Genomic DNA, 26,900 nt, shown 5'->3' on the forward strand with positions numbered 1-26,900 from the left:
TGCTTCTCCTTTTACTCCTTCTTCTGCTTCTCCTTTTACTCGTTCCTCTGCTGCTTCTTTTACTCCTTCTTTCTTACTCTTTCTCCTGCTTCTCCTTGTACTCCTTCTTCTGATTCTTCTCTTACTCCTTCCTCTGCTGCTTCCTTTATTCCTTCTTTCTTACTCTTTCTACTGCATCTTATTTTGTATATTTTCTTAGAACTCTTTGTATGATTTTTTTCACAGCTTTTCATTATCGTTTATTGTATTTAATATAATTTCTTGTGCAATAACTTTTTTTTGTCTGTTTTTAGCAATAAATACAAATCCTAAATAATATATCTATTTGACTTACAGACATTTAAATAACATACACACAAATTCAACAATTTAAAATGACAGAATGTATCTCATTCCAAAAAAAGTTCCTAAATAAATTATTAATTATTTGGTTTGTATTACTATGGAACATATCTTTGTTAGAAGATAATAACACACAAGAGCGATGGAAGACAATAAGGACTTGATACAATTATATCAGACTAAACTTGCAGAGGTAGAACCATTGGCAGTTACGTACACCAAACTTGTAACTTTGTACAAGAAACACATTTCAGAATTGAGTGTTAATGAAATTACATCTCCTTCTATCATAAAAGAAAAAGGCGATGTAGCTAAACCTATTTATATAAAGAAAGCTAAAAGCAAAATTGCTAATAGCAATCAATTATTGAATTTGGTTATCTCCATTCTTAATAAAGACAAAATACCCTATAGTGCAGAACATTTTAGGATTGAATACAATAAAGTCACCTATAAAGAGATAACCGTAACTAATTTCTCTCCCCGAATTTCACAATTAAAAAAAAGAGGTATTGTTAAAATAGCTATAATTGAAGGCGCACCAATTAAGGAAAAGTTTCTTTATGGGCTACCTGAATGGTTTAACGGAGAGTCATTAAAACCCGAATATATAGAAAAAATAAAAGCCGGACAAATCCAGCTTTATTAAATATTGGTCTCCCGGCCAAGGTGAACATCTACAGGATAGATGCGACCACCGCAACATTTCCTCTGTATCAGTAGAGCTTCCAAAGGTCGGATAGCGCAAACTGCTGGACAGGGGTTTTGTTGTTTATACTGCTAATGTATATAATATGTTTCATTTATGCAATTAAAAGTGAGCCTTTACAGGTAAAGTAGCAACACTAAGTGATATATAAACTTATAAGTTAGGTGTAGCAGTTTATACGATTACAAACCTTCCTGATACTCCTTCTGCAACTCCAGCAGGCAATTGGCGCACAGGCAGCCATCATATAACTCACTTACGTATTGCACCTCGTTAATGCTTAATTGCACGGTACTGCACTGGCACTTGGTGAATGAGTTTGCTTTACATTCAAATGGCGCGTCGCAGCGGTCGCAGTGGAGTATTTCGTGTTTGGGTGAGGTGAGCATTTTTATGTGGCCGGAGTCGGGTAAGACCGAAAGTCCGGAAAGATTATCTTTTGTAAATAAAAAGTCCGAAAGCAAAGATGAGAAAACATCTTTTAACTTTCGGACTTGTGCGGACTTTCTGACTTTCCGACTACTTATAATTATTTATATGATATTAGGCTACTACTTATGCAGAGCAGGTAACACAACCCTCTTCCATTGAGCAAGACGGGCCGGCCGGCATTTCTTCCTGGTTGCTGTCCGAAACAACTTCCGGGATAACGGCTTCCATGTTTTTACCACCGCCCTGGTTCTCAACAGTAAATTTAACCGCTTGCGATGCTGCTTGTGTACGCAGGTAGTACATACCTGTTTTTAAGCCTTTCTTCCATGCGTAGAAGTGCATCGATGTAAGTTTTGACGCGTTTGGCGCATTGATGAACAGGTTTAATGATTGCGACTGGCAGATGTAAGCGCCCCTATCGGCAGCCATATCTATAATGTTACGCATCTTAATTTCCCATACTGTTTTGTAGATCTCTTTGATATCCTGAGGGATCTCGGCTATGTCCTGGATAGAACCGTTAGCGGTGATGATCCTGTCTTTCATCGAAGTTGTCCAGATACCACGGTTCACAAGATCGCGCAGCAAGTGCTTGTTCACAATAATGAACTCGCCACTTAGCACACGGCGGGTGTAAATATTTGAGGTGTATGGTTCAAAACACTCGTTGTTACCCAGGATCTGTGAGGTAGATGCAGTTGGCATTGGTGCTACTAACAAGGAGTTACGCACACCGTGGTTCATTACATCTAAACGCAGGTTTTCCCAATCCCAACGGCCGCTTTCCGGTTTTACATCCCAAAGATCAAACTGGAACTTACCTTTTGATAAAGGCGAACCTTTAAAAGTTTCGTAAGCGCCATCTTTTATAGCCAGATCTTTAGAAGCCGTCATGGCGGCAAAGTAAATGGTTTCAAATATGTCTTTGTTCAGTTGTTTTGCCTCTTCGCTTTCGAATGGTAAACGCAACAGGATAAAGGCATCAGCCAAGCCCTGTACGCCTAAACCAATTGGGCGGTGGCGCAGGTTAGAATACTCGGCCTCTACAACCGGGTAATAGTTATTATCGATGATCTTGTTAAGGTTCAAAGTAGCTTGATAGGTTACTTCGTAAAGCTTGGCGTGATCAAACTCGCCGTTAATTACATAACGTGGCAACGCTAATGAAGCAAGGTTACATACCGCAACTTCTTTATCAGAAGTAAACTCCATGATCTCGGTACAAAGGTTAGAGCTTTTTATAGTACCCAGGTTTTGCTGGTTAGATTTTGCGTTGGCAGCATCTTTATACAGCAAGTATGGTGTACCGGTCTCTACCTGTGCATCAAGCACTGCAAACCAAAGCTCTTGTGCTTTAATAGTTTTACGGCCGCGGCCTTCTCTCTCATAACGCTCGTACAATTCTTCAAACTCTTTACCATGGCAATCTGCCATACCCGGGGCTTCGTGCGGGCAAAACAATGTCCACTCTTCATTAGCTTCCACACGGCGCATAAATAAGTCAGATACCCAAAGGGCGTAGAACAGATCGCGGGCGCGCATTTCTTCTTTACCGTGGTTTTTACGCAGGTCTAAAAACTCAAATATATCTGCATGCCATGGCTCCAGGTAGATAGCGAAAGCACCTTTACGCTTGCCGCCACCCTGATCCACGTAACGTGCGGTATCGTTAAATACTTTTAGCATTGGGATGATACCGTTGCTGGTACCGTTTGTACCGCTGATGTATGAACCTGTAGCACGCACATTGTGGATGCTTAGGCCAATACCACCCGCGCTTTGCGAGATCTTGGCAGTTTGTTTAAGTGTATCATAGATTCCCTCGATGCTGTCATCCTTCATGGTTAACAGGAAGCAAGACGACATTTGAGGTTTTGGTGTACCGGCATTGAAAAGGGTTGGTGTAGCGTGGGTAAACCAGCGCTCGCTCATCAGGTGGTATGTTTTGATGGCGCTTTCAATATCCTCTTTGTGGATACCTACCGATACACGCATGAATAAATGCTGCGGGCGCTCGGCAATTTTACCGTCTATTTTTAACAGGTACGATTTTTCGAGGGTTTTAAAACCAAAGTAATCGAAACCAAAATCGCGGTCATATATGATGCTGCTATCCAGGATGTCGGCGTTATCGCGGATTAACGCGTAAACGTCATCGGCCAGTAAAGCGGCATTTTTGCCTGTTTTTTTGTCAACGTACTCATACATACGTTTCATGGTTTCAGAGAAAGACTTTGTGGTATTTTTGTGCAGGTTGGATACCGCGATACGTGAGGCAAGCAAAGCGTAATCCGGATGTTTGGTGGTCAACGATGCTGCCGTCTCGGCTGCAAGGTTATCCAGTTCGGAGGTGGTAACACCATCAAACAAACCTTCAATTACTTTTTTTGCCACATCTATTGGGTCAACCAGGTTAAACCCATAGCACAGTTTCTCAATACGTGCTGTGATCTTGTCGAACTTAACCGACTCTTTTCTTCCGTCTCTTTTTAATACGAACATTTTGCCACCTCCTTTATTCCCTGCCAACCCGACAGGGCTTATTTTTTATTGTTTAATTATTTTATTCTTATTGATTTTCACCCCATAGCTATCGGGACACTAACTTCTAATCTCTACCTAAAAATCCTCATCTAACGAGAATGCCTTGCTTTCTGCAGTGCTGTTCATTACGCCGCTTTTTTGGTAATCGCCAACGCGTTTTTCAAAAAAGTTGGTTTTGCCTTGCAGGCTTATCATTTCCATAAAATCAAACGGGCACGATACACCGTAAACTTTAGGGTAACCCAATTCGTCTAACCACCTGTCGGCCACAAACTCGATGTACTGGCTCATCAATTTGGCGTTCATACCAATCAGGCTTACCGGTAATGCATCGTTCACAAATTCTTTTTCTATCTCTACCGCGTCCCTTATAATTTTGGTTACCGCTTCTGTAGATAGTTTTGTATCCAGCATTTTGTAAAGCATACAAGCAAACTCGCAGTGCGAACCCTCGTCACGAGAAATCAACTCATTACTGAAAGTTAAGCCGGGCATTAAGCCACGTTTTTTTAACCAAAAGATAGAGCAGAAACTACCGCTAAAGAAAATACCCTCTACCGCCGCAAATGCTACCAAACGCTCGGCAAAGCTGCCGTTATTGATCCAGCGCAATGCCCATTCCGCTTTTTTACCTACACATGGTACGGTATCTATAGCGTGGAAAAGGCGGTCTTTTTCGGCCGGGTCTTTTATATAGGTGTCAATTAATAACGCATAAGTTTCTGAGTGGATATTTTCCATCATGATCTGGAAACCGTAGAAACAACGCGCCTCGGGTAACTGCACCTCGCTCATGAAATTGATGGCCAGGTTCTCGTTAACGATACCGTCGCTTGCCGCGAAGAAAGCCAGGATGTGCGAGATAAAATGGCGCTCACCATCGTTAAGGGATTCCCAGTGTTTCATATCGTCAGACAGGTCAATTTCCTCTGCTGTCCAAAAGCTGGCTTCGGCTTTTTTATACATTTCCCAAATAGCGGGGTATTTTATTGGGAGGATCACAAAGCGGTCTTTGTTTTCCTTTAGTAGTAATTCTGTTTCCTCTGCCATATCAAACGGTTCCTTATATATTATGTATTAAATTCTTCAAGCCTGCTAACGTTATCCCTTTGCTTCTGTACCGAACCGACAGCAGATAGGTGTACCATGCGAGTATTTCACTAAACGGCGAAAAAATTGCTTTTTCGCATTTATTTTACTCACTTTTTACACCCTCACTAATCGTTTCTAAACTATTTTTAGTTGCACATTAGCCCATGTTTAATCATGGTCTGTCTTTTCTGTTTCGATAGAACTATCGACAACATTGATAGCGTTAAAAGAACTTCTAATTCAAAGATAGTGTAACAGGCCTTTGTATGTTAGTCTAAGTTTTTAACATCCCCTATAAGTTGTCCACAATATATTTCGATAACACAATATTATTATGGGATGACAAAAAAATCAATGAGTTAAAAAACAAGCTGTTACCACCCGTTAAAGCGTTAAATTGATAATCGGAAAATAAAAAACGGATAACCCTTGAAGGATATAAACACGTTGTTAACAGCCCTAAAAATCAAAGGAATACCTAAGGTAAAAGCCCTCAAAAACGCCGTTTATCCGCGCCGAAAAGTTAACATTGAGTGACTGATTATTTAACAAAACAACATGTGGAAAAAGAAAAAATCCCCGCCAAAACTTGACAAGGATTTAAATTTTAGCGGCCCTGCAAACCTGTCGTGCTGACTTATTTTTTCAATTCGTCAACCGGAACAAATTTCATGGAAACCGAGTTAACGCAATGCCTTGTATTTTTTGGCGTAAGGTATTCGCCCTGGAAAACATGACCCAGGTGAGCACCGCAATTAGCGCAAAGTATTTCGGTACGGCGGCCATCAGCATCGGTTTCCCATTTTACGGCACCGGCTATCTCGTCGTCAAAACTTGGCCAGCCACAATGCGATTCAAATTTAGATTCGGAAGTGTATAGCGGGGTATCGCAACGCTTACAAACGTAAACGCCCTCGGCCTTGTTATCCAGCAAAGCGCCGGTAAACGGGCGCTCGGTACCTTTGTGCAATATGATATATTCTTCTTCTGGTGTTAATTGATTATATGCCATGTATTGGTTATGATTAAATGATTAAGAAAGATTTCTCAAATTAAGAATATAACTTAATCGTCCTTCGCTTTACATAAATATACGACAATTTGAGGGCAGTTTTTGTTTGTGGAATGGATGTTTACATGGGGTTGACTAAGCAGGAATTGTCATCCGGATTAATGAAAGATCTGTTCGCGAATATGTAAGTTAACGATCAAATACTTCCCTATCGTTCAGTTAACAAAAATTTATCAGCATTTTAGTTCCTCCTTTAAGGCTTCACCAACCCAAGGCGATACTCCTGTATCAACGCCGGGTTCTCTGGCGTTAAGGTAAAGCTCACTTTAATGTTACCATTCACGCCTTTCATGATGAAATAACCGCGCAGATTGTTATCTGGCACTACCTCACCCACGCTAATAATCTTGCCTGCTTTAGCGTAAGCGTCGGTTGCTTCGGCTTTTAGCTTATCGGGGAAATAATCCATGAAAAAGTTATCGGCAAAAATGCCTGTCGTTTTTGCATCGCTCCAGTTTGGTAACAGTTTTACCAGTTCGTCGCGGCGTTGGGTAAGGATGTTTGACGCGGGTAGCTGGCGTGGTTCAATTTTAGATAGGGCCAGTAAGGTGTCTAAAGCTATCCTGTTTGCCCGTCCTGCGTTGGCATAAGTTAAATTGGCAAAGCACATCACTCCGACACCATATTCGGGCAGGATGCTCCAGTTACTGCCGAAGCCGGGTAAGCCGCCCGTATGCCCAATAAAAATGTGGTTATCGCAATCCTTGGTCCAGCCCAAACCGTACGCATATGCCGATACCGCGGGGCAAAGCCTGCCGGTGGTAGTTTTGGCATTAGCATTTAAAGAGCTAACATCCCAGGGGTATTGCATCTCGCGGATAGAGCTGCGCTTTACCGGGCTCGTTTCAGCATCGTCCCTTGCAGGCCAGGCGTTTTGGTGTACCGCCACGTACTTGTTAAAATCTTCTATAGTGGTTATCAACCCGCCCATTGCGCCGTAGGCACCATCGTGCAGTAGCGGCTGCTCTACCCATTTATCATCCAGCCAGCGGTAACCGTGGGCAAGTTGCTCTTTTGGTACTTTTGTATATTCCCAGTAGGTGTGGGTCATGCCCAGGGGAGTTAAAATATTATCGGTGATGTATTGCTCATAAGTTTTGCCCGATACTTTTTTAATGATGTAGCCAAGCGTTGCAAAACCAAGGTTGCTATACTCGTAACCATTACCGGGATTATTGGAAAATGTCACCCCTTTGCGGTAGATGTTTAGTAATTCTTCATCGCTTACAGCCAGTTGGCGGTCGCCCCATGGGTTATCTTCAGGGAAGCCTGCCGAATGGGTAAGCAAATGGCGAATGGTTATAGGCGTGGCATCTTTAGTAAGATACTTGTTATTCTTCATTTCGGGGATGTATAGCGACGCCTCATCATCCAGTTTTAGTTTACCGGCATCGCGCAACTTTAGTATTGCCATGGCGGTCAAACTCTTCGTCATGGATGCTATCCTGAAATCGGACTTTGAGGTAACCTGGGTTTTAGCATCCAAATCTGTATAGCCGGTGTTACCCGTGTGCACCAGCTTTCCATCCACCATAATACCGTAAGCCATCCCGGGCCAGTGGTTCTCCTCGGCATACTGTTTATACAACTTGTCTATAACGGGGAAGATCGCCTCTATCTTCCTGAGCCTGTCAGGGTCGGTAAATGTAGCAGGTTTGTACTGGGCGAAGGATGTCGTTGATACGAAAAGGAAAAGGGTTAGGTACTTTTTCATGGCGGGTAATTTATCTGAACCTTAATTTATCGAATTTAGGAATTTTTAGAATAAATCCATCCATGTCGCTGGGCGATAGCACTTCATTTCCGGCAAGATATATTGGGCTAAACAAAAAAATCCCGGCCAAATATGACCGGGATTTTCTTTTATCTCTTGATTCTTGATTCTAACAATCCTGAGTCTCTTATTTCAATTTCGCTAATTCCTCTGCCATAGCAGCGCCGATTTCGGCAGGAGATTCTACTACCCGGATCCCACACTCGCGCATGATCTTCATTTTGGCAGCAGCTGTATCATCGGCACCGCCAACAATTGCACCCGCGTGGCCCATACGGCGGCCCGGAGGCGCAGTCTGACCGGCGATAAAACCAACAACCGGTTTTGTACCATTCTCTTTGATCCAAAGGGCGGCTTCTGCTTCCATACCACCACCAATCTCACCTATCATGATAATACCATGTGTATCAGGGTCATTCATTAATAACTCAACAGCCTCTTTGGTTGGGGTGCCAATAATTGGGTCTCCACCAATACCAATAGCGGTAGTTATACCTAAACCGGCTTTAACAACCTGGTCAACCGCCTCGTAAGTAAGCGTACCCGATTTTGAAACCACACCAACATGGCCTTTTTTGAAAATAAAGCCCGGCATAATACCAATTTTGCTTTCGTCGGCAGTGATAACACCCGGGCAGTTAGGACCAATAAGGCGGCTATCTTTATCAGTCAAATATTCTTTAACCGCTATCATATCCTTTGTAGGGATACCTTCGGTGATACATACAATAACTTTGATACCGGCTTCGGCGGCTTCCATAATGGCATCTGCACCAAAAGCAGGCGGAACAAAAATAATAGATACATCGGCACCTGTTTTATCAACCGCGTCTTTAACGGTGTTAAAAACAGGCCTGTCTAAATGGCTTTGGCCACCTTTACCCGGTGTAACACCACCCACAAGCTGGGTGCCATAAGCAATCATTTGCTCGGCATGGTAGCTACCTTCTTTACCGGTAAAACCCTGTACTATAACTTTAGAATCTTTGTTTACGAGAACGCTCATCGGCTTTTTAGTTTTTGTATGGCAAATCTAAAGTTATTGCCCTTAAAGTCAAATTATATTTATCTGCCAATGTGAACAAAATCAGATTTCGTCAAAAAATTACTTTTAAGTTATCTATCGGTTATGGTGGCTGTTTAATAGACAACAGGAATAAATCTTAAGCATAATATTGCTTTAATATCTTTTTAGTTAATTTAGCCTCGATAAACACACCTATCTAACCTCATGAAAAAATACAACCTACTGATCCTTAGCACATTTATGACCCTGCTGTTTACTACAACGGCTCATGCGCAATTTGGCGAATTTGGAAAAAAACTACTTGATAAGGGTACCGACATGGTATCCGGCGGCGGGCTCAACAAAATTTTAAAGCAGCCACAGGCTATTACTACCAGTTTTAAAGATGTAAACAAAACAGGCTCCAGGCCGCCTTCTTATTTAGACGGGCAGCAACCCCAGCCATTATACTTGTTGCCAAAAGCACCGGGTGGTGGTTTTAAACTTTGCGCCGGCTTTTTCGAAATGACCAACAAAAGCTACTGCTTGCATGCGGGCACACGCGGACCAAGTAAAGGCGATGGCTACATGCTTGCACCCGTGTTAGGCCCTAAAAGTAACGTGGTGATACTGATTTTAAAACATGCCGAACTGCACCCCAACGTTAAACAGCACGATATACAGGTATTATTATGGGCTATTATTGCCCGCACCCGTTTTGTAGACATGGGTACCGATATTAAACTGACTGCAAATACATTACTATCCCCGCAGGAACTGCTTATGCTGGAAGGCGGCGCGCTTGGTGTATTGCCGGCAAGCCTTATGGATAAAGCCAAAGGGCAGTTACCATCTGCCATACAAAGCATTTTTGAAGCCGAAAACAACATCCGCAGGCTGGCGGCATCGGGGAATTCATCTTACGAGGAAATGGAGAAATACGCGGTACTGGCTGGCATTGCCTCGCAACCAGACCCTGATGTACCATCTGGCACGTGGTCGTTACACCCCGATGGTTATTACATCCGTTATTTCCCGAGTGGGTATTCCATTACCAGGGTACAGATCTTTGTACCGCAGGAGTTGGTAAGTACTAAACCGGGTTTAATTTACGATGCACCAAACGGCATTGCCTGCCCCGCTAATGTAGGCGCCCAACGCCTTGCACAAACTAACGAGCCGCTTGACCCCGACTATACCAAAAAACTGAAGATCGTTTGCAATTAAGCATCGGATAAAGCATAAACAAACTGCAGTAATTTTGCTGCAGTTTTTTATTAATCTGCTAATGTTAAATTTTTGTTAATCAGCACTTAATACCTATCATAAGAACTATCTTTATCATATAGCTGCATCGGATATGAGGTATTTACTATTTGTGCTATTTGTTTGCTTGTGCTTTAACGCCCACGCCCAAACAGTTACAGGCTTTGTTATCGATAAAAAGACCCGCAAGCCTATCGAGTATATAATAGTTTCGGCAACTACTTCAAATACTATTACCAACGAGCAGGGCGCGTTTGTTCTTCGCATTTCTAAAGTGACCGATACCCTGCGTATCAAAACCATGGGGTACAAACCCTACACCAAAATTATCAGTCCCTGGAGCGGAAATTTAAAGCTGATAGAACTTGAAACAGCGTCCATCCGGCTGAACGAAGTAGCCATTGTGGCTAAACGCAACTTCGTCCGCGATAGCGTGAACAACCGCAAGCAGTTTGCCAAAGAGTTTGCATTTAAAGGCCCAAGCTTTGTTGAAGTGGTGCACCCAACTGCTGTGAATGTGCCTTTTGCCTGGGCAACGGTAGATCTGCTGTCGTTATTTAAAGCGGCGAATAAAAAGAATACCAACGCCTACAAACTGCAACAAAACATGCTGCGTTACGAACGCGAGGACCATACCGCGCAACGTTTTAACAAGGCTTTAGTTGGCCGTGTTACCAACCTGCGTGGCGACCCATTAAATGATTTCATCACCGAATACCGCCCCACCCCTGCCCAAATTGATGTAATGACCGACTATAATATGGTGCTATACATTAAAGATTGCCTACAGAAATATAACAGTAAAGCCGTAACTGCGAAAATTACAAAGCCGGATTTTAAGGTAGATACGACAAACAATAGCGATTAAGCTATTCAAAAACTCTCCCTTCAGGAGTTGGCGTTTCAAACTCCCCCTCACTTTTCGCTACAATAATAGTTGCCACCCCGTTGCCTATTACATTGGTGATGGCGCGGGCCTCGCTCATAAAACGGTCTACACCTAATAGAATAGCCACGCCCTCAACGGGGATTATTTTGATGGCCGCCAATGTGGATGTGAGCACAATAAAACCGCTACCGGTTACCCCTGCCGCGCCTTTAGAGGTGATCATAAGGATACCGATAATACTTAGCTGCTGCGCGATAGAAAGATCTATCTTAAAAACCTGGGCTAAAAATATTACAGACATAGACAAGTAAATGGTTGTACCATCCAGGTTAAAGGAATATCCCGCGGGGATCACCAAACCCACTACCGATTTTGAACAGCCGAACTTTTCCAGCTTTTCCATCATCCCCGGTAGCGCCGATTCTGACGAAGATGTACCCAACACGATCAGGATCTCCTCTTTGATATGCTTCAGATATTGCCACAAACTAAATTTATATAGGTAGGCAATAACGTTCAGCACCACAAAAATGAACAGGAACATGGTGAGGTACACCGAACCCATTAGCAAAGCCAAAGGTTTAAGCGTCGCCAGCCCATAGGTGCTTATGGTATAAGCCATGCCACCGAAGGCGCCGAGCGGTGCTACCTTCATCACTATCTTCATGATGTTGAAGAACACTTTAGAGAGTTTATCAAATGTGGTGATGATGGATTGCCCCGTCTCACCCATCCGGCTTAAGCCGAAACCAAAAAGTATGGCAAAGAAAAGGATCTGCAGAATATCGCCTTTGGCAAAAGCTTCGAACGTGTTGTTTGGTACAATGTGGGTGATGAAATCGCCCCATTTCATTTCGTTGCCGGCTTTTTCATAAGCGGCAAGTTTGGCAGCATCAACCTTAACGTGGTTATTGATGAAATTGGCACCCGGCTTAATAATATTAGCAACAGCTACACCTATAATGAGCGCCAGCGTGGTCACCAGTTCAAAATAAAGCAGGGCCTTACCGCCTACGCGGCCAACCTTTTTCATATCGCTCATGCCGGCAATACCCAGCACAATGGTGAAGAAAATGATGGGCGCTATCAGCATTGTTATCAGGCTGATGAAGATCTTGCTGATCATCTGCGCCGTTGGCGCAAAGTCTTTAAAATACAAACCCACCGAAACCCCTAATATAATGGCGATAATAACCTGGAAGGTAAGGTTGCTAAACAGGCGTTTCATGGGTTGTTGAATAATGGGTGGTTTATTGGAGTGTGGTTGCAATATAAACGATAAAAATCAAAAACTACTTACCACCCTCTACTCACCACTCACAAAATTATATCTTTCCATTCAACCCGTTGTAAATCATCTGGCTGGCTAAAAAGGTTACCACAATGGCAAATACCCAACGCAACCACCGCGATGATTTGGTATGGACGAGGATCTTGGAACCCGTCATGGCGCCGAAGAGGACGCCTATTACCACCGGCATGGCAATACCGGGATCAATGTAACCACGTTGCAGGTAAACTACCGCGCTTGCGGCTGCCGTTACCCCTATCATAAAATTACTGGTGGTGGTTGATACTTTAAAAGGGATGCGCATAATAGTATCCATCGCCAGCACTTTTAACGCACCCGAGCCAATGCCCAATAAACCGGAGATGATCCCCGCAAAAAGCATCATGAAAAAACCGCCGCTCACACGGGTTACACCATAATTGATCTGTCCGCCATTACCATCCGGGTAGCTACCATAAAGTTTTAGTTTTGCTGCAAGGTAGGTTGGTTCGGTAAGGATATTCTCTGCCTTTTTACGTAACGACATTATAGCCGAGAAGATCAAGATCACCCCAAACAATACAGCGATATACTGCACAGGGATATAAACTGCTATTAACGCGCCTGCCAAAGCCCCAATTGTTGTGGCTATTTCCAAAAACATACCAAGCCGTATGTTTGTAATGCCTTCTTTTACATATGCCGCTGCCGAGCCCGATGATGTTGCTATAACCGAAACCAACGAAGCACCAATAGCATAATGGATATCAACGCCTAATACAAGCGTAAGCAAAGGAATAATTACAACGCCACCACCAAGCCCGGTAAGTGAACCCAGCAAGCCCGCAAAATACGCCCCAACAAGAATAATTAAAGTAAAAATAAGTACCGACATACGGCCATCAATTGGTTTGAACCGTAAAAGTAATATAACTTTTTTAATGAAAAAAAGGAAGTAAATCTATCGTCTAACTTTTCTTGGCCGGATACTTAATGCATCACCCCGAAGAAGTACACCCAGGCAATAAAAAATATTTGCAGCGGGACCCTGAACCAAAGGTAGTTTAAGCCGTTTCCGCAGGCATCCGGTTTCTCCAGGTTTACTTCGTTTTTCGCCGCGTGGATATTGGCAGGCAACAACATCACTAAAAAGAATATCACAAACCATGCTACAGGTTCGCGCACGTTTTTGACGAGCATCCCTATAGCAGCCAGGATCTCGATATAACCGGTGATGTGTACAACCGCCTTTTTGTATGGGATGAACGTGGGCACCATCAGCATCATACCGCTGGTAAATTTAAAGTGGGCTGTGGCCGCGAAGATGAGCATCACCCCCATGGCCAGCCTGCCGCAGAAATAATAATCGGGCGGATGGCCGGCAATAAATGTTGCCAACGAACTCACACCAAACACGGCCAGTAATACGATAAGCGGTTTCATGACCTCAATATCGCAAAAAACAATAAAATGTGTAATATCTTTGGCTTTTAAATAGCAAACATGGGTTACAAAAGTTTACAGGCTTGCATTACCGATCTTGAAAAAAACGGCCACCTCATCCGCATTAAGGAAGAGGTTGACCCTTACCTGCAAATGGCTGCCATACACCTCCGTGTTTTTGAGCATGAAGGCCCTGCCATATTGTTCGAGAATGTAAAAGGGAGTAAGTTCCCGGCGGTATCAAATTTGTTTGGCACGCTGGATAGGTCGCGGTTTATTTTCAGGGACACGCTGGATAAGATCAAAACATTGGTCGACATTAAAAACGATCCGATGAAGGCTATTAAACATCCTTTTAAATATGCCAATACTGCCTTAACCGCGCTATCGGCACTCCCCATGAAAGTGCGCAAGGACTCCCCGATAAGCTTCGGCAAAACGTTGGTAAGCGAGTTACCTCAAATAGTGAACTGGCCTAAAGATGGCGGCCCTTTTGTAACTATGCCACAGGTTTACACCGAGGATGCCGATATGCCCGGCATTATGAACGCCAACCTGGGGATGTACCGCATCCAACTGGGTGGCAATGATTACGTACAGGATAAAGAAATTGGCCTGCACTACCAGCTGCACCGCGGTATTGGCGTGCACCAAACCAAGGCCAATGCAAAAGGCCAGCCGCTTAAGGTGAGCATATTTGTAGGTGGCCCACCGGCGCACCCTGTTGCAGCGGTGATGCCATTACCCGAAGGTTTAAGCGAAATGACCTTTGGCGGTGCTTTAGGTAACCGCAGGTTCCGTTATTTTTATGATGACGAGGGGTTCTGCATTTCTGCGGATGCAGACTTTGTGATAACCGGCACCGTGATGCCGATGGAGAATAAACCCGAGGGCCCTTTTGGCGACCACCTAGGATACTATAGTTTGGCGCATCCCTTCCCGCTGATGAAAGTGCACAACGTTTATCACAAGAAGGATGCGATATGGTCGTTCACGGTAGTTGGCCGCCCGCCGCAGGAAGATACAAGCTTTGGCGCCTTGATCCACGAGATAACCGGCAGCGCGATACCAAAAGAGATCCCCGGCCTGCATGCCGTAAACGCGGTTGACGCGGCAGGCGTGCACCCGCTTTTGTTCGCCATTGGCAGCGAGCGATACACGCCTTATGTTAAAGAGCGTTATCCGCAGGAGATCATCACTATTGCCAATCATATTTTAGGCAAAGGGCAATTGAGTTTGGCTAAATACTTGTTCATCGCCGCTAAGGAAGATAACCCAAGCCTGGATGTGAACGATATCGGCGCATTCCTGAAACATATTTTGCAACGCATAGACCTTACCCGCGACTTGCATTTCCATACCCGTACCACCATAGATACCCTTGATTACAGCGGCGACGGCCTAAACAGCGGCAGCAAGGTTGCCATTACCGTAGCCGGCGATATTAAACGCGAGCTTTGGAACGAATTACCGGCTACCTTTACCCTTCCCCGCCCGTTTGTGAACTACAAAATGGTGATGCCGGGTATATTGGCTGTAGAAGTACCAAAAAACATCCGCACCAGCGATATGCCCTTAATGCTGGAGATTTTGCAGGAACATTTAGCAGAAGCCGAATTAAGTGGCTTACCACTAATGGTTTTGTGTGATGATGCAGCTTTTACCGCGCAAACCCTGAATAACTTTGTATGGGTAACCTTTACCCGCAGCAACCCAAGCCACGACATTTACGGCATCAACAGCTTTACCGAACATAAGCATTGGGGCTGCAACGGCCCGCTCATTATTGATGCCCGCATAAAACCACACCACGCCCCAGTATTAGAACGCGACCCGGAAGTTGAGAAACTGGTAGATAAGATGGGCGAAAAAGGTGGAGTGCTGCACGGGTTGATATAAGGGAAGAAAGCGCGACCTAAATCATCCTAAAAACGGCCTTTGTAACACCAACGTGTTCACGTTCACGGCCATGTGCGCCCCGTGAACACGAGTATCTACCTTATAATCAGTGATTTATATTTTATAACGCGCAGCGAACGACCGTATTGGTCTGATAATAAGATCTTTAAGATTTTACACATGCCGGCAAAATACTATTTAACTGGTAATTTATGCTGAGCTGTTATTGAATCAGTCAAAATTATCTGCACATCCGCATATCCGCACATCTGCACATTTTACTATCTTAGCGGCCATATAACATTTCGAGCACATGAACAAATTTCACGGGACAGGAGTTGCGATGATCACTCCTTTTCAGGCAGATGGACAGGTAGACTATGATGCTTTACAAAAGCTGATAGACCACCTGATCGACGGCGGGGTAGAATACCTGGTGTCACTTGGTACAACCGGCGAGAGCGCCACATTGAGTAAAGAAGAGAAGAAGCAGGTCTTCGCCTTTACTGCCAAAGCCGTGAATAAACGTGTGTTGTTAGTTGCAGGTATTGCAGGTAACAACACCCTTGAAACCGTTGCAGAAATTAAAGCTTTTGATACCACAGGATACGATGCCATACTATCGGCAAGCCCGCATTATAATAAACCAACGCAGGAAGGGATTTACCAGCATTACAAAGCAATTGCCGAAGCTACCACCTTGCCGATAATTTTATACAACGTACCAAGCCGTACAGGCAGCACCGTTAGCGCCGAAACTACCGTTAGGCTGGCTACCGATTTTAAGAACATCATCGGCATTAAAGAGGCATCCGGTAATTTTGAGTTACTGAACCATCTGTTCCGCGATAAGCCCGAGGACTTTTTGGTGATATCAGGCGATGATCCCATTAGCCTGCAAATGATCGCGATGGGTGGTGTTGGTGTAATCTCTGTTGTGGGCAACGCGTTGCCAAAGCAGTTTAGTAACATGATCAGAAAATGCCTTGCCGGCGATTTTAAAGGCGCACAGCCTTCGCACTACAGCATGATTGAGTTTACCCGCCTGATGTTTGCCGAAGGCAGCCCGGCTGGCGTCAAATCTGCACTGAAAGCTTTAGGCGTTTGTGGCGATACTTTACGTTTACCATTGGTAAATGTTGGCGCCGATGCTGAGGAGAAGATAGAGGAACAGTTAAAAGTAGTGAAGTAACACTTCAATTACAAACCCGTCATTGCGAGGTACGAAGCAATCTCTTTGCTTTACAGAGCCGCTCGGCCTATGTAGAGATTGCTTCGTACCTCGCAATGACGCAAAGGGGATACACAAACATAAAAAATCCGGATAGCCAACAGCTACCCGGATTTTTATTTAAAGTAAAATAACCTTTCGACTATTTAATTACGCTTTATTTTTCGAATCCTGAACTTCAAGACGGATAGATTGCGCCAAGTTTTTTAGGTCTTGCATGCCTTTACGCACACGGGTACCAGCAGCGCTGTTACCTTTGTTATAAAATTTGTCGGCATCAGCTTCAAGTGATGCAACCAGCTCTTTTACTTCAGTGAATTTTTTCATTGTGACTCTCCTTTAATTTTTGAGGTTTATTGTTTTGTAAAAGCTAATCTAATGTGTTTTTTAGTAATAAAAAACTTTTGCAATATAAAAATAGTGCCTTTAAAGTGGTTTTTTTCCACATTATGCGCCTAAACAATCAAAAAACCGGCTTAATTTGCTAACCGTTAAATTCTCCAATTTCAACCCAACAACCATATTGTTATGGATTTATTGCCTAAGTGGCGATAATTTTATTTATCGCTTAACAATTCCACTTTTTTATTATTAAAACCGTACTAATCAGATATTTGGGCCCCAAACAAAAAGCCCTGCAAATATTTGCGGGGCTTTTTAATAATACTGCTACAAATGCTGCTATGCCGCGGCCATTTTATAATGCCCTTCCATTAGTTTGGTTGATACCGCCTTAAATGCATCCAGCGTTTGCTGTACGTCTTCAATGGTATGTAACGCTGTTGGTATCAGCCTAAGCATAATTAAGCCCTTAGGAATAACCGGGTACACTACAATAGAACAGAATATGCCGTGTTTCTCGCGCAGTTCCATAGTTAAGCTTGTTGCCTCGGTCAGGTCGCCTTTCAGGAATACAGGGGTAACCATGCTGTTGGTTACGCCAATATCAAAGCCTTGCTCAACTAACCCGTTCTGAAGCGCGCGGGCAATAGTCCAAAGTTTTTCGCGGAGTTGCGGGTTAGATTTTAAAATTTCAAATCGTTTCTTCAACCCAATCACCATCGGCATAGGTAATGCTTTGGCATAGGTTTGCGACCGCATATTATATCGCAGGTAATTGATGATCCCGGTATCGGCCGCTATAAACGCGCCTATCCCTGCCATTGATTTAGCAAAGGTGCCGAAGTAAAGATCTACCCCGTAAACACAATCCTGAGCCTCGTGTGTGCCCGAACCTTTAAGCCCCATAGTGCCAAAGCCGTGTGCATCGTCAACCAACAATCGGAAGGTATATTTTTCCTTAAGTTGGATGATCTCTTTGAGTTTGCCCTGCGCGCCCGACATGCCGAAAACGCCTTCGGTTATCACCAGGATGCCTCCGCCAGTTTGTTCTACCATGCGCTGCGCGTGTTGCAGTTGTTTCTCAAAGCTATCGATATCGTTATGCTGGTACACAAAGCGTTTACCCATATGCAGGCGTACACCATCAATGATACAGGCGTGCGACTCGGCGTCGTAAACGATTACATCTTTACGGTCCACAAGTGCATCTATAATAGATACCATACCCTGGTAGCCATAATTAAGCAGGAAAGCCGCCTCTTTGCCTACAAATTCGGCAAGGCTATCTTCCAGTTCTTCATGGTGTTTAGTATTACCAGACATCATCCTGGCGCCCATTGGGTATGCCATGCCATAATCGGCAGCGGCCTGCGCGTCGGCCTGGCGCACTTCGGGGTGGTTTGCTAAACCAAGATAATTGTTAAGGCTCCAAACCAACTGTTTTTTGCCATTGAATATCATATGGGGACCGATCTCACCCTCCAGACGAGGGAAGGAAAAGTAACCGTGCGACCACTTTTGGTGCTGCCCGATGGGGCCGCCCATGCTTTTGTTTATCTTTTTAAACAGGTCCAATTTTGAATGTTTTGCTGAATGTAAATTTTTGCAAATATAAATACTATCCGCGTTTTAAACCTATAACAAAAAAGCCCCTGCATTGTTGCGAGGGGCTTCATATTTGGGTTCAGATCAATTAGTCAACGTTATCGTGCAGGAACGAGTTGTTGTTCCTGATCTCTGTTTTGCCATCGCTATCCGGCAATAATGAGAACCTTGATATCTGGCTTTCGTCGCTGGCAGGGGTTTGCTGTAAAGCGATCTCTTTACGTTTATAGGCAGGGATGTTTTCCAGTTCCTGGATGTTACCGTTACGCAGCTTCATGCTCAGGTCTTTCAAACGCATAATGCGCTCGCGCGATTTGCGTAACTGCTCCTCTATAGATTCGTCTGTTTTATTTTCGTCGGCATTAACAACCTCCGGTTCAGGCTCAGGCGCTTGTACCTGGGCAACAACAGGCTCAAAGTTCATTACCGTTTCTGTCACTTTAAAGGTAAACTCAGATACTTCATTCTCTTCGGCAGCGGCAGGTGTTTCTTCGTTAAGGTCGTATTTGATGATACCGCTATCTGCTGCATCCTGCTCTTCGGCACGGGCAAACAGGTCAAATAAACCGGTCTGTTTTGGCTCGTCCTTAAGCTTTATGTATGGGTTAGCATCCATTTCGGCATCAGCTTTAACCGGGGTGATAAACTCATTCACAGGTTTTACCAATGGCTCGCTCTCAGGCACCAGCATCGATACTACTTTTTTATTACTGTTTTCTTTCTCGCGCTCGTCTTTGGTTTGGAAACCTGTAGCGATAATGGTAACAGATAATTTTTCGCCAAGGTTTTCGTCCACACAGTTACCCCATATCAGGTCGGCAGCCAAACCGGCTTCTTCCTGGATGTAATCGGTAATTACGCTTACCTCATCCATGGTAACCTCTTTAAGGCCCGAACTTATATTTAACAAGATGTAACGTGCACCTTCAATTTCGTTATCTTTTAATAGTGGAGATGATAAAGCACCTTCTACAGCTTTTAAAGCGCGATTTTCGCCCTCGGCAGTGCAGCTACCCATTATAGATACGCCACTGTCTTTCATTACGGTGCGCACATCCTTAAAATCCACATTTATGTAACCCGGCAGTGTGATGATCTCGGCAATACCTTTAGCGGCAGTTGTTAAGATATCATCGGCCTGGCCAAAAGCCGAGCTCATGGTTAAGTTACCAAAGATCTGGCGCAACCTGTCGTTAGAGATCACCAGGAAAGAATCTACATATTTTTTCAGCTCTTCCATACCCGCATCGGCCTGCATTTTACGGCGTTTGCCCTCAAACGAGAACGGGGTAGTGATGATACCTACGGTAAGGATATCCATTTCGCGGGCTGCTTTGGCAATGATAGGGCTTGCGCCTGTACCGGTACCACCACCCATACCTGCTGTAATGAACAGCATTTTGGTGTTTGAACCAAGCATTTGCTTAATATCGTCGATGTTTTCGATGGCAGAGTTTTTACCAACTTCTGGTATCGAACCTGCACCCATACCTTCGGTAAGGCTTGCACCTAACTGTACCTTGTTGGGGATAGGGCTCAGCTCGAGCGCCTGGGCATCGGTATTACAAATAATGAAATCAACACCGGTGATCCCTTGCCTGTACATATGGTTTACTGCGTTACCGCCGCCACCGCCAACACCAATTACTTTGATGATCGACGACTTTTCCTTTAACATCTCAAACTGCATAATCCTTATTTTCAGCTATGTATATTCTGGTGAATAGATAGATTTTCTTATTGTAATATTATGACTTTTTCCACAAGGTTTATCCACAAATGTGCATAATGTGGATAAGTTTATGGATGTGAATAAATAAGCAGCCCCCTCTAAATCTCCCCCGATAGGGGAGACTTCTTTTTTATTGCTCCCTCTCCTTCGGAGAGGGCTGGGGAGAGGCCTCCCTATTTCAAAAAGTCCTCGTCCTTAATATCGTCTTTAATAAATTTCTTGCCCGATTCCAGGATCTTACCTAATAGGCCAAACTTCCTGTCGTCGGTATATTTAGTTTTTTCGGCTTTGATTGCTGCCGCGGCAGGCACCTCTTTAACACCGTTGTACTCCATTTTCTGGATCCCTTTTATAAGCAGGCCTATACCTGTTGCAAAAGTCGGGCTTTGCAGGTCTTCGTAGATGTTTTTTGGTAAAAACTCGTTCTTAGCCAAATGCTCGTTAGGGTAACCTACGCGGCAATCTAAACCTGTTACGTATTCAATAAGCTGGGTTAAGTGCTTCAGTTGCGCACCACCACCCGTTACTACAATACCCGCTATCAGTTTCTTTTCGTAGCCGGATGATTTTATCTCGTAGTACACATGTTCTACAATTTCTTCCATACGGGCCTGGATAACAAAGGCAAGGTTTTTAACCGAGATCTCTTTGGGTTCGCGGCCGCGCAAGCCCGGTACGCAAACTATCTCGTTCTCTTTGTTCTCTTCTGCTAAAGCCGAACCAAACCTTACTTTTAACTGCTCTGCAATGTTGCGCATTACCGAACAACCCTCGCGGATATCTTCGGTTACGCTGTTACCACCAAACGGGATAACCGCGGTATGACGGATGATGCCTTCGTGGAAGATTGCCACGTCTGTTGTACCACCGCCTATATCTACTAAAACTACACCGGCTTCTTTTTCCTCGTCACTCAACACAGATTCTGACGATGCTAAAGGCTCCAATATCAATTCCTGGCTTTCCAGCTGGGCTTTGTTTACACACTTAACAATATTTTTGATGGCGGTTACCTGGCCGGATATAATATGGAAGTTGGCTTCTAAACGCACACCTGCCATGCCTATCGGGTCTTTTACGCCCGGCTCGTTATCTACCGTAAATTCCTGCGGCAATACGTGGATGATCTCCTCGCCCGGGGGCATTACCAGGTTATACATATCCTCAACCAGCTTGTCAATATCTTTGCGGCTTATTTCGGAGCTCAAATCCTTACGGGTAATTAAACCACGGTGCTGCAAACTTTTTATATGCTGGCCGGCAATCCCTACGTTAACTATCCTGATCTCGACATTTGACTGCGTACCTGCAATTTCAACCGCGGCGGTGATACCCTGCACGGTTTTATCGATGTTTGATACCATCCCGCGCGTTACCCCTGCCGACTCGGCCTTGCCAATACCTAATACCTCTATCTTGCCGTTTTTGCTTCTGCGGCCAACTATCGCGCAAATTTTAGTGGTTCCTATATCAAGGCCTACTACAATTGGCGAACTTTTTTCTTGTGTTGAACTTTTGTCCATATAATTAGTTTTTAATAGATATCTTCTCTTTGTTATTTTGTAATACCGGGATATCATCGCCCGTTCCTGTCGAATCCTTAAATGCCTTGATAGTTGCCGTCTTTGCCGAATCGGCCATAAACTGTTTGCGGTGTTTTAGCGAATCGATCAATGTTTCGTTCCTTACCCCTATTACCTGGTTTATATATTTAATGTTGATCAGTTTATACGCATCCCACCCAACCAAAGGTAAAGCCTGCTTGTAAAATACTTTTAAGTTGGCAAATTTGGTAGCAAGCGAATCGGCATTGCCCAGCAGTATGCGCTGGTTGCCTACACGCGGCACCAATTCAATCTCATGATCCTGATTGATGTACAGCTGTGCTATCTGCGCGTCCCATAGTGAATCTTTGCGGATAAAATCGGCCGTTTTAAAGATCTCTTTAGCCAGCGGCGTACGTAACGAATCTACCTTGTTGGCAAACAGCTCGTCGATATACCCATTAACGGCCAATACCCTTGCTGTAAAGTTTTGCGATAGCGGCATTTTTAAACCGTGCATATCCACGTAAAAGTCCTGGTCAAACCGGTTCATCATACGCAAGATAGGCTGGCGCTGGCTCACTTCCACTTGTATAACACCATCCATATCTACATAAACCGTGGCAAACTCAACAAAGGGATTGTGTTTCAATTTGTTTTCGAGGCGGTGAATATCTATATTCTCTAACCTGCGGCCAATAAGCGAATTGCTGGTGGTTTGCAGAATGTTATCCACCTCTTGCCTATCCAGAAAATATTGGTTGCCCGGGATAAACACATTTACCTTTTTACAAACCAGTTCATTTTTTTTGATCTCTATGAAACTCATAAGCACCACCAGGCCTGCCAGGCTAATAAGCCAGCCAAAACCAATAAGCAGCGGTTTCCAAATGTGTTTCTTAAACATTTTCTAATACTTGTTTTAACGGCGAAACCAATGTATCGATATCGCCTGCGCCCACCGTTAAAAGTAACTCAGGTTTTTCAAACGCCACAATATCAACGCTTTCTTGTTTTCCACATTTGCGTTTATTCAACATTTTCATCCTGTTTAGGATCATGTCGCTGTCCACACCTTCTATTGGCGGCTCGCGCGCCGGGTAAATATCTAACAACAATAATTCATCAGCCATATCCAACACCTCGGCAAAGCCATCGGCAAAGTCGCGGGTGCGGGTAAACAAGTGCGGCTGAAACATTACCGTTAGTTTCTTATCCGGATACAAACGTTTCACTGATGTGATGGCGGCCCTCAATTCCTCGGGGTGGTGCGCGTAATCATCAATATAAATATGCCTGTCGTTCTTCACAATGTATTCAAACCTGCGTTTAACGCCTTTGAACGAGCCTAACGCTTCGTGGATAGCATCCGCAGAAACCTCCACATGCAGGGCAGCCTCAATAGCCGCCGTAGCATTTTCTATATTATGTAAACCGGCAATACCCATTTTTATATTAGGGATGCTGGTTTTGCCGTCGTTAAAATCAAAGTAGAAGTTACCTTCTTCGATACGAACATTGGTTGCCATTGCCTGCGCCTCGGCATTCATGGCGTAGGTTACACCCTCGCCCAATGGCAAGCCTTTATGGTATATTAATGTGCCACCCTGTTTTATCTGCGAAGCAAAAAGCTTAAACGATTGCTCTAACTGTGCGTGATCGCCATAGATATCCAGGTGATCGGCATCCATCGAGGTGATGATGGCAATATCAGGGTGCAGGGTCAGGAACGAACGGTCGTATTCATCAGCCTCTACCACTACAATATTATTAGCGCCATACAGCACATTGGTTTGGTAATTGGATGATATGCCACCCAAAAAAGCCGAGCAATCTTTACCCGAATCTTTTAGGATATGCGCTATCATGCAAGATGTGGTGGTTTTACCATGTGTGCCTGCCACCGCGATGGTGTACATGCTTTTACTGATGATTCCCAACACCTGCGAACGCTTCTGCAGATCGAACCCTTTTCTTTTAAAATAATTGAGGATCTCCGAATCTTTTGGGATAGCCGGGGTATAGATAATAAGCGTACCCTCGTCAATATTTTGGAAACTCATCGGGATCCAGTCCTGCCTGTCCTCAAACACCACATAGATACCCTCGTTATGCAGGTCATCTGTAAGTGGCGTGTGGGTTTTATCGTACCCGCAAACAACACAGCCTAAATGGTGGAAATAGCGCGCAAGGCCGCTCATGCCTATGCCGCCTATACCTACCAGGTAAACTCTTTTTATGTTGTTTAATTCCATTTGTCTTTTTTAAAAAAGGCTATCTCCCCAATCGTTTTTGGGGAGATTAGCCATTTAATTGTTGATTGTTATTTGGATAACCTCTTTCGCAATAACCTCATCAGCCATGGGCAGTGCCAGCTTGCCAATGTTATTGCTTAATGTTTTTTGTAAATCTTTATCATTTAAAAGTGCAAGCACCTTATCTATTAATTTTGTTTCGGCATCGCGGTCGGCCACAAATAAGGCGGCGTTTTCCTCTACCAATGCCAGCGCGTTCTTGGTCTGGTGGTCTTCGGCCACGTTTGGCGATGGCACCAGTATCACCGGTTTTTTGATCACACAAAGCTCTGCTATGGTGCCCGCCCCTGCGCGCGATATCACTACATCCGCAGCTGCATAAGCCAGGTCCATACGGTTCAAGAACTCCACCACGCAAATATCCGGGTGCTTATTTGGCCCTAATTGTTCCATAATGGTTTTATGGTAAAACTTGCCTGTTTGCCAGATCACCTGCACATCGGCAGCAATTATTTTATCCATGCCTGCCAGTATGCTATTATTCAACGTACGTGCGCCAAGGCTGCCCCCGGTTATCAGTATCGTTTTTTTGAACGATGATAGCTTATAAAGCTCCAGCGCCTGCATATGTTTCCCGGCAATATTTACCGATTCTTTGCGGATAGGGTTGCCTGTTTTGATAATCTTATCGAACGGGAAAAACTTCTCCATCCCATCAAATGCCACACAAATCTTTTTCGCCTTGGCACCCAACCATTTGTTGGTGATACCGGCATACGAATTTTGCTCCTGGATCAGCGTTGGGATGCCCTTTAACGATGCGGCGTACAACAACGGACCGGATGCATAACCACCCACACCTACAGCGGCATCAGGCTTAAAATCTTTAATGATTTGGATAGCCCTGCGCACGCTTTTGAGCAGTTTGATCGGGAACATCACATTCTTCCAAATTGATTTACGCTGGATGCCCTGGATATCTAACCCAATAATTTTATAACCAGCCGCCGGTACTTTTTCCATCTCCATACGGCCGCTGGCGCCAACAAATAAGATCTCCGTTTCAGGGTCAAGCTTTTTCAAAGCATTGGCTATAGCAATAGCCGGGAAGATATGCCCCCCTGTACCGCCGCCGCTTATGATAATACGTGGCGCAGCCCCCCCCGCCCCCTGAAGGGGGAGCTTTTGATTTGCAATATTTTTATTATCTGATGCCACTCTATAAATTTATTTTTTGTCTTTATAATAATCCTGCTCCCCCTTCAGGGGGCCGGGGGGCTTAAGCTATACTTATCTCTCCTACTACAACCTTCTTCGGTTCGTCTATATCCCTGCTTACCGATAGGATAATACCAAAGGCCACACTCGTAAATAAGATGGATGTACCACCCATACTTACCAATGGCAACGGCACCCCTGTTACAGGGCCTAAGCCCACGGCAACCGCCATGTTTGCAAATGCCTGTATGGTTAAACTAAAGCTTAAGCCCGCGGCCAGTAATGCCCCGAACGCTTTTGGTGCTTTAGTTACAATTTTGATGCATCGATATAACAAGAACAAATAGATGCCTACCAGCATAAACCCGCCTACTAAACCATATTCTTCAACAATGGTTGCATAAATAAAATCCGAGTACGGATGCGGCAGGTAATTACGCTCGGTACTGTTGCCGGGGCCTTTGCCAAACACACCGCCGGTAGCTATGGCTATCTTAGAGTGATCTGACTGGAACGACTTATCGGGGTTTGCCAGCTCCGGGTGCATAAAGGCATGGATCCGCGACATATAGGTTGTACGGCGCGGGCCTAATAACATTACCCCTGCAAGCAATACGGCGCCTGCCAAACAAACCACACTTATTTGCTTGATGCTGATACGGCCAATAATCAGCAATAAGATACTCACCCCAAACAGCATCAACGCTGTAGAAAGGTTAGCCAGCGCGATCAATATAAACACCACACACACCGAGCCCATGATAGGCAGGAAGGAGTTTTTAACGTCCTTAATGTTTTCCTGCTTGCGCGATAGTGTACGCGCCAAAAAGGTTATTAAAGCCAGCTTAGCCAAATCGGATGTTTGGAAGGTTAAGCCTGTGCCAGGGATAGCTATCCAACGGCTTGCATCGTTCACGTGACTACCAAATATCAATGTGTACAACAATAAAGGGATGGTTACCACCATCAGTATTTTAGAGATCCCGGCGTAATAACGGTAATCTAACAAATGCGAAAAATACATCAGTGCGATACCGCCTACTATCATTAAAGTATGCTTCAACAGGTACGACTCTGCACCCTTATGGTTTTTGTAGGCGATGGTACCCGTTGAGCTATACACAGCCAGCAATGACAGTACAGACAACACAATGACGATAAGCCATATCCAGCGGTCCCCTTTTACGTTACTGAGTATTTGATTCATAAAGCCCCCTCTAAATCTCCCCCGATAG

The 26,900-nt window shown here is 44.3% G+C and carries 23 protein-coding genes; 5 read left to right on the top strand and 18 right to left on the bottom strand.

The features are described 5' to 3' along the window. Positions 1-59: 59 nt before the first annotated feature. Positions 60-233, bottom strand: a complete 174-nt coding sequence (locus ACVW0P_RS18130; RefSeq protein WP_457133314.1) for a hypothetical protein — start codon at positions 231-233, stop codon at positions 60-62. 251 nt (positions 234-484) lie between these two features. Here ACVW0P_RS18130 and ACVW0P_RS18135 point away from each other — a divergent pair, with 251 nt between their 5' ends. Next, positions 485-991 (top strand): hypothetical protein, encoded by a 507-nt coding sequence (locus ACVW0P_RS18135; protein WP_457133315.1) that lies wholly within the window; start codon positions 485-487, stop codon positions 989-991. Between the two features lie 242 nt (positions 992-1,233). On the opposite strand, the gene ACVW0P_RS18140 is transcribed toward ACVW0P_RS18135, so the two are convergent. The 6 genes from ACVW0P_RS18140 to sucD all read right to left on the bottom strand — a co-directional run bounded on the left by ACVW0P_RS18140 (position 1,234) and on the right by sucD (position 8,971). Next, entirely contained in the window at positions 1,234-1,440 is a 207-nt protein-coding gene (locus ACVW0P_RS18140) for a cysteine-rich CWC family protein (protein WP_457133316.1), read from the bottom strand. A 166-nt stretch (positions 1,441-1,606) separates the two neighbouring features. Next, the gene (locus ACVW0P_RS18145) at positions 1,607-3,985 is read right to left on the bottom strand and encodes a ribonucleoside-diphosphate reductase subunit alpha (RefSeq protein ID WP_354429171.1); all 2,379 of its coding nucleotides are present in this window, start codon (positions 3,983-3,985) and stop codon (positions 1,607-1,609) included. Positions 3,986-4,102: 117 nt separating this feature from the next. Continuing rightward, complete coding sequence (locus ACVW0P_RS18150; RefSeq protein WP_457133317.1) at positions 4,103-5,077, bottom strand: ribonucleoside-diphosphate reductase small subunit; 975 nt, start codon at positions 5,075-5,077, stop codon at positions 4,103-4,105. Positions 5,078-5,756: 679 nt separating this feature from the next. Next, positions 5,757-6,131, bottom strand: a complete 375-nt coding sequence (locus tag ACVW0P_RS18155) for a methionine-R-sulfoxide reductase (RefSeq protein WP_354429168.1) — start codon at positions 6,129-6,131, stop codon at positions 5,757-5,759. A 253-nt stretch (positions 6,132-6,384) separates the two neighbouring features. Continuing rightward, entirely contained in the window at positions 6,385-7,905 is a 1,521-nt protein-coding gene (locus ACVW0P_RS18160; RefSeq protein ID WP_457133318.1) for a serine hydrolase domain-containing protein, read from the bottom strand. A 187-nt stretch (positions 7,906-8,092) separates the two neighbouring features. Beyond that, the gene (gene sucD, locus ACVW0P_RS18165; protein ID WP_354429165.1) at positions 8,093-8,971 is read right to left on the bottom strand and encodes a succinate--CoA ligase subunit alpha; all 879 of its coding nucleotides are present in this window, start codon (positions 8,969-8,971) and stop codon (positions 8,093-8,095) included. Positions 8,972-9,196: 225 nt separating this feature from the next. Between sucD and ACVW0P_RS18170 the strand changes: the two genes are divergently transcribed. Together ACVW0P_RS18170 and ACVW0P_RS18175 are read left to right on the top strand one after the other, a co-directional pair. Further along, complete coding sequence (locus ACVW0P_RS18170; RefSeq protein WP_457133319.1) at positions 9,197-10,198, top strand: hypothetical protein; 1,002 nt, start codon at positions 9,197-9,199, stop codon at positions 10,196-10,198. Positions 10,199-10,331: 133 nt separating this feature from the next. After that, complete coding sequence (locus ACVW0P_RS18175) at positions 10,332-11,105, top strand: carboxypeptidase-like regulatory domain-containing protein (RefSeq protein ID WP_457133320.1); 774 nt, start codon at positions 10,332-10,334, stop codon at positions 11,103-11,105. A 1-nt stretch (position 11,106) separates the two neighbouring features. Here ACVW0P_RS18175 and dctA read toward each other — a convergent pair whose 3' ends face one another. From dctA to ACVW0P_RS18190, 3 genes are all read right to left on the bottom strand, one after another. After that, the gene (dctA, locus tag ACVW0P_RS18180) at positions 11,107-12,354 is read right to left on the bottom strand and encodes a C4-dicarboxylate transporter DctA (protein ID WP_457133321.1); all 1,248 of its coding nucleotides are present in this window, start codon (positions 12,352-12,354) and stop codon (positions 11,107-11,109) included. A 97-nt stretch (positions 12,355-12,451) separates the two neighbouring features. Beyond that, on the bottom strand, positions 12,452-13,291 hold the full coding sequence (locus ACVW0P_RS18185) for a sulfite exporter TauE/SafE family protein (protein WP_457133322.1): 840 nt from the start codon (positions 13,289-13,291) through the stop codon (positions 12,452-12,454). A gap of 95 nt (positions 13,292-13,386) precedes the next feature. After that, entirely contained in the window at positions 13,387-13,839 is a 453-nt protein-coding gene (locus ACVW0P_RS18190) for a DoxX family protein (RefSeq protein ID WP_457133323.1), read from the bottom strand. A gap of 60 nt (positions 13,840-13,899) precedes the next feature. Between ACVW0P_RS18190 and ACVW0P_RS18195 the strand changes: the two genes are divergently transcribed. Then, the gene (locus ACVW0P_RS18195; protein WP_457133324.1) at positions 13,900-15,738 is read left to right on the top strand and encodes a UbiD family decarboxylase; all 1,839 of its coding nucleotides are present in this window, start codon (positions 13,900-13,902) and stop codon (positions 15,736-15,738) included. A gap of 313 nt (positions 15,739-16,051) precedes the next feature. Beyond that, positions 16,052-16,930, top strand: a complete 879-nt coding sequence (gene dapA / locus ACVW0P_RS18200) for a 4-hydroxy-tetrahydrodipicolinate synthase (protein WP_457133325.1) — start codon at positions 16,052-16,054, stop codon at positions 16,928-16,930. A 189-nt stretch (positions 16,931-17,119) separates the two neighbouring features. Here the strand turns inward: dapA and ACVW0P_RS18205 are convergent, their stop codons facing one another. From ACVW0P_RS18205 to ACVW0P_RS18240, 8 genes are all read right to left on the bottom strand, one after another. After that, a complete protein-coding gene (locus tag ACVW0P_RS18205) occupies positions 17,120-17,296 on the bottom strand; it encodes a histone H1 (protein WP_354429148.1) in 177 nt (58 codons plus the stop codon). Positions 17,297-17,650: 354 nt separating this feature from the next. After that, positions 17,651-18,886 (bottom strand): aminotransferase class I/II-fold pyridoxal phosphate-dependent enzyme, encoded by a 1,236-nt coding sequence (locus ACVW0P_RS18210; RefSeq protein WP_457133326.1) that lies wholly within the window; start codon positions 18,884-18,886, stop codon positions 17,651-17,653. A gap of 118 nt (positions 18,887-19,004) precedes the next feature. Beyond that, positions 19,005-20,606, bottom strand: coding sequence for a cell division protein FtsZ (ftsZ, locus tag ACVW0P_RS18215; protein ID WP_457133327.1), 1,602 nt, complete (start codon positions 20,604-20,606; stop codon positions 19,005-19,007). Between the two features lie 215 nt (positions 20,607-20,821). Then, positions 20,822-22,171 (bottom strand): cell division protein FtsA, encoded by a 1,350-nt coding sequence (gene ftsA / locus ACVW0P_RS18220; protein WP_354429142.1) that lies wholly within the window; start codon positions 22,169-22,171, stop codon positions 20,822-20,824. A gap of 4 nt (positions 22,172-22,175) precedes the next feature. Beyond that, positions 22,176-23,099 carry a cell division protein FtsQ/DivIB gene (locus ACVW0P_RS18225; RefSeq protein ID WP_457133328.1) on the bottom strand — a complete coding sequence of 308 codons (924 nt, stop codon included), beginning with the start codon at positions 23,097-23,099 and terminating at the stop codon, positions 22,176-22,178. Continuing rightward, positions 23,092-24,447, bottom strand: a complete 1,356-nt coding sequence (gene murC, locus ACVW0P_RS18230; protein WP_457133329.1) for a UDP-N-acetylmuramate--L-alanine ligase — start codon at positions 24,445-24,447, stop codon at positions 23,092-23,094. The genes ACVW0P_RS18225 and murC overlap by 8 nt, the downstream gene beginning before the upstream one ends. Positions 24,448-24,501: 54 nt before the next feature. After that, positions 24,502-25,644: an undecaprenyldiphospho-muramoylpentapeptide beta-N-acetylglucosaminyltransferase gene (gene murG / locus ACVW0P_RS18235; RefSeq protein WP_457133336.1), complete on the bottom strand. Its 1,143-nt coding sequence runs from the start codon at positions 25,642-25,644 to the stop codon at positions 24,502-24,504. Positions 25,645-25,726: 82 nt separating this feature from the next. Then, a complete protein-coding gene (locus ACVW0P_RS18240) occupies positions 25,727-26,872 on the bottom strand; it encodes an FtsW/RodA/SpoVE family cell cycle protein (RefSeq protein WP_354429138.1) in 1,146 nt (381 codons plus the stop codon). Positions 26,873-26,900: the final 28 nt, after the last annotated feature.

Source organism: Mucilaginibacter sp. UYNi724 (assembly GCF_054057495.1).

Coding starts and splice junctions, on each gene's coding strand:
- ACVW0P_RS18130 (WP_457133314.1), bottom strand. CDS start 233: ATGAAAAGCTGTGAAAAAAATCATACAAAGAGTTCTAAGAAAATATAC.
- ACVW0P_RS18135 (WP_457133315.1), top strand. CDS start 485: ATGGAAGACAATAAGGACTTGATACAATTATATCAGACTAAACTTGCA.
- ACVW0P_RS18140 (WP_457133316.1), bottom strand. CDS start 1,440: ATGCTCACCTCACCCAAACACGAAATACTCCACTGCGACCGCTGCGAC.
- ACVW0P_RS18145 (WP_354429171.1), bottom strand. CDS start 3,985: ATGTTCGTATTAAAAAGAGACGGAAGAAAAGAGTCGGTTAAGTTCGAC.
- ACVW0P_RS18150 (WP_457133317.1), bottom strand. CDS start 5,077: ATGGCAGAGGAAACAGAATTACTACTAAAGGAAAACAAAGACCGCTTT.
- ACVW0P_RS18155 (WP_354429168.1), bottom strand. CDS start 6,131: ATGGCATATAATCAATTAACACCAGAAGAAGAATATATCATATTGCAC.
- ACVW0P_RS18160 (WP_457133318.1), bottom strand. CDS start 7,905: ATGAAAAAGTACCTAACCCTTTTCCTTTTCGTATCAACGACATCCTTC.
- sucD (WP_354429165.1), bottom strand. CDS start 8,971: ATGAGCGTTCTCGTAAACAAAGATTCTAAAGTTATAGTACAGGGTTTT.
- ACVW0P_RS18170 (WP_457133319.1), top strand. CDS start 9,197: ATGAAAAAATACAACCTACTGATCCTTAGCACATTTATGACCCTGCTG.
- ACVW0P_RS18175 (WP_457133320.1), top strand. CDS start 10,332: ATGAGGTATTTACTATTTGTGCTATTTGTTTGCTTGTGCTTTAACGCC.
- dctA (WP_457133321.1), bottom strand. CDS start 12,354: ATGAAACGCCTGTTTAGCAACCTTACCTTCCAGGTTATTATCGCCATT.
- ACVW0P_RS18185 (WP_457133322.1), bottom strand. CDS start 13,291: ATGTCGGTACTTATTTTTACTTTAATTATTCTTGTTGGGGCGTATTTT.
- ACVW0P_RS18190 (WP_457133323.1), bottom strand. CDS start 13,839: ATGAAACCGCTTATCGTATTACTGGCCGTGTTTGGTGTGAGTTCGTTG.
- ACVW0P_RS18195 (WP_457133324.1), top strand. CDS start 13,900: ATGGGTTACAAAAGTTTACAGGCTTGCATTACCGATCTTGAAAAAAAC.
- dapA (WP_457133325.1), top strand. CDS start 16,052: ATGAACAAATTTCACGGGACAGGAGTTGCGATGATCACTCCTTTTCAG.
- ACVW0P_RS18205 (WP_354429148.1), bottom strand. CDS start 17,296: ATGAAAAAATTCACTGAAGTAAAAGAGCTGGTTGCATCACTTGAAGCT.
- ftsZ (WP_457133327.1), bottom strand. CDS start 20,606: ATGCAGTTTGAGATGTTAAAGGAAAAGTCGTCGATCATCAAAGTAATT.
- ftsA (WP_354429142.1), bottom strand. CDS start 22,171: ATGGACAAAAGTTCAACACAAGAAAAAAGTTCGCCAATTGTAGTAGGC.
- ACVW0P_RS18225 (WP_457133328.1), bottom strand. CDS start 23,099: ATGTTTAAGAAACACATTTGGAAACCGCTGCTTATTGGTTTTGGCTGG.
- murC (WP_457133329.1), bottom strand. CDS start 24,447: ATGGAATTAAACAACATAAAAAGAGTTTACCTGGTAGGTATAGGCGGC.
- ACVW0P_RS18240 (WP_354429138.1), bottom strand. CDS start 26,872: ATGAATCAAATACTCAGTAACGTAAAAGGGGACCGCTGGATATGGCTT.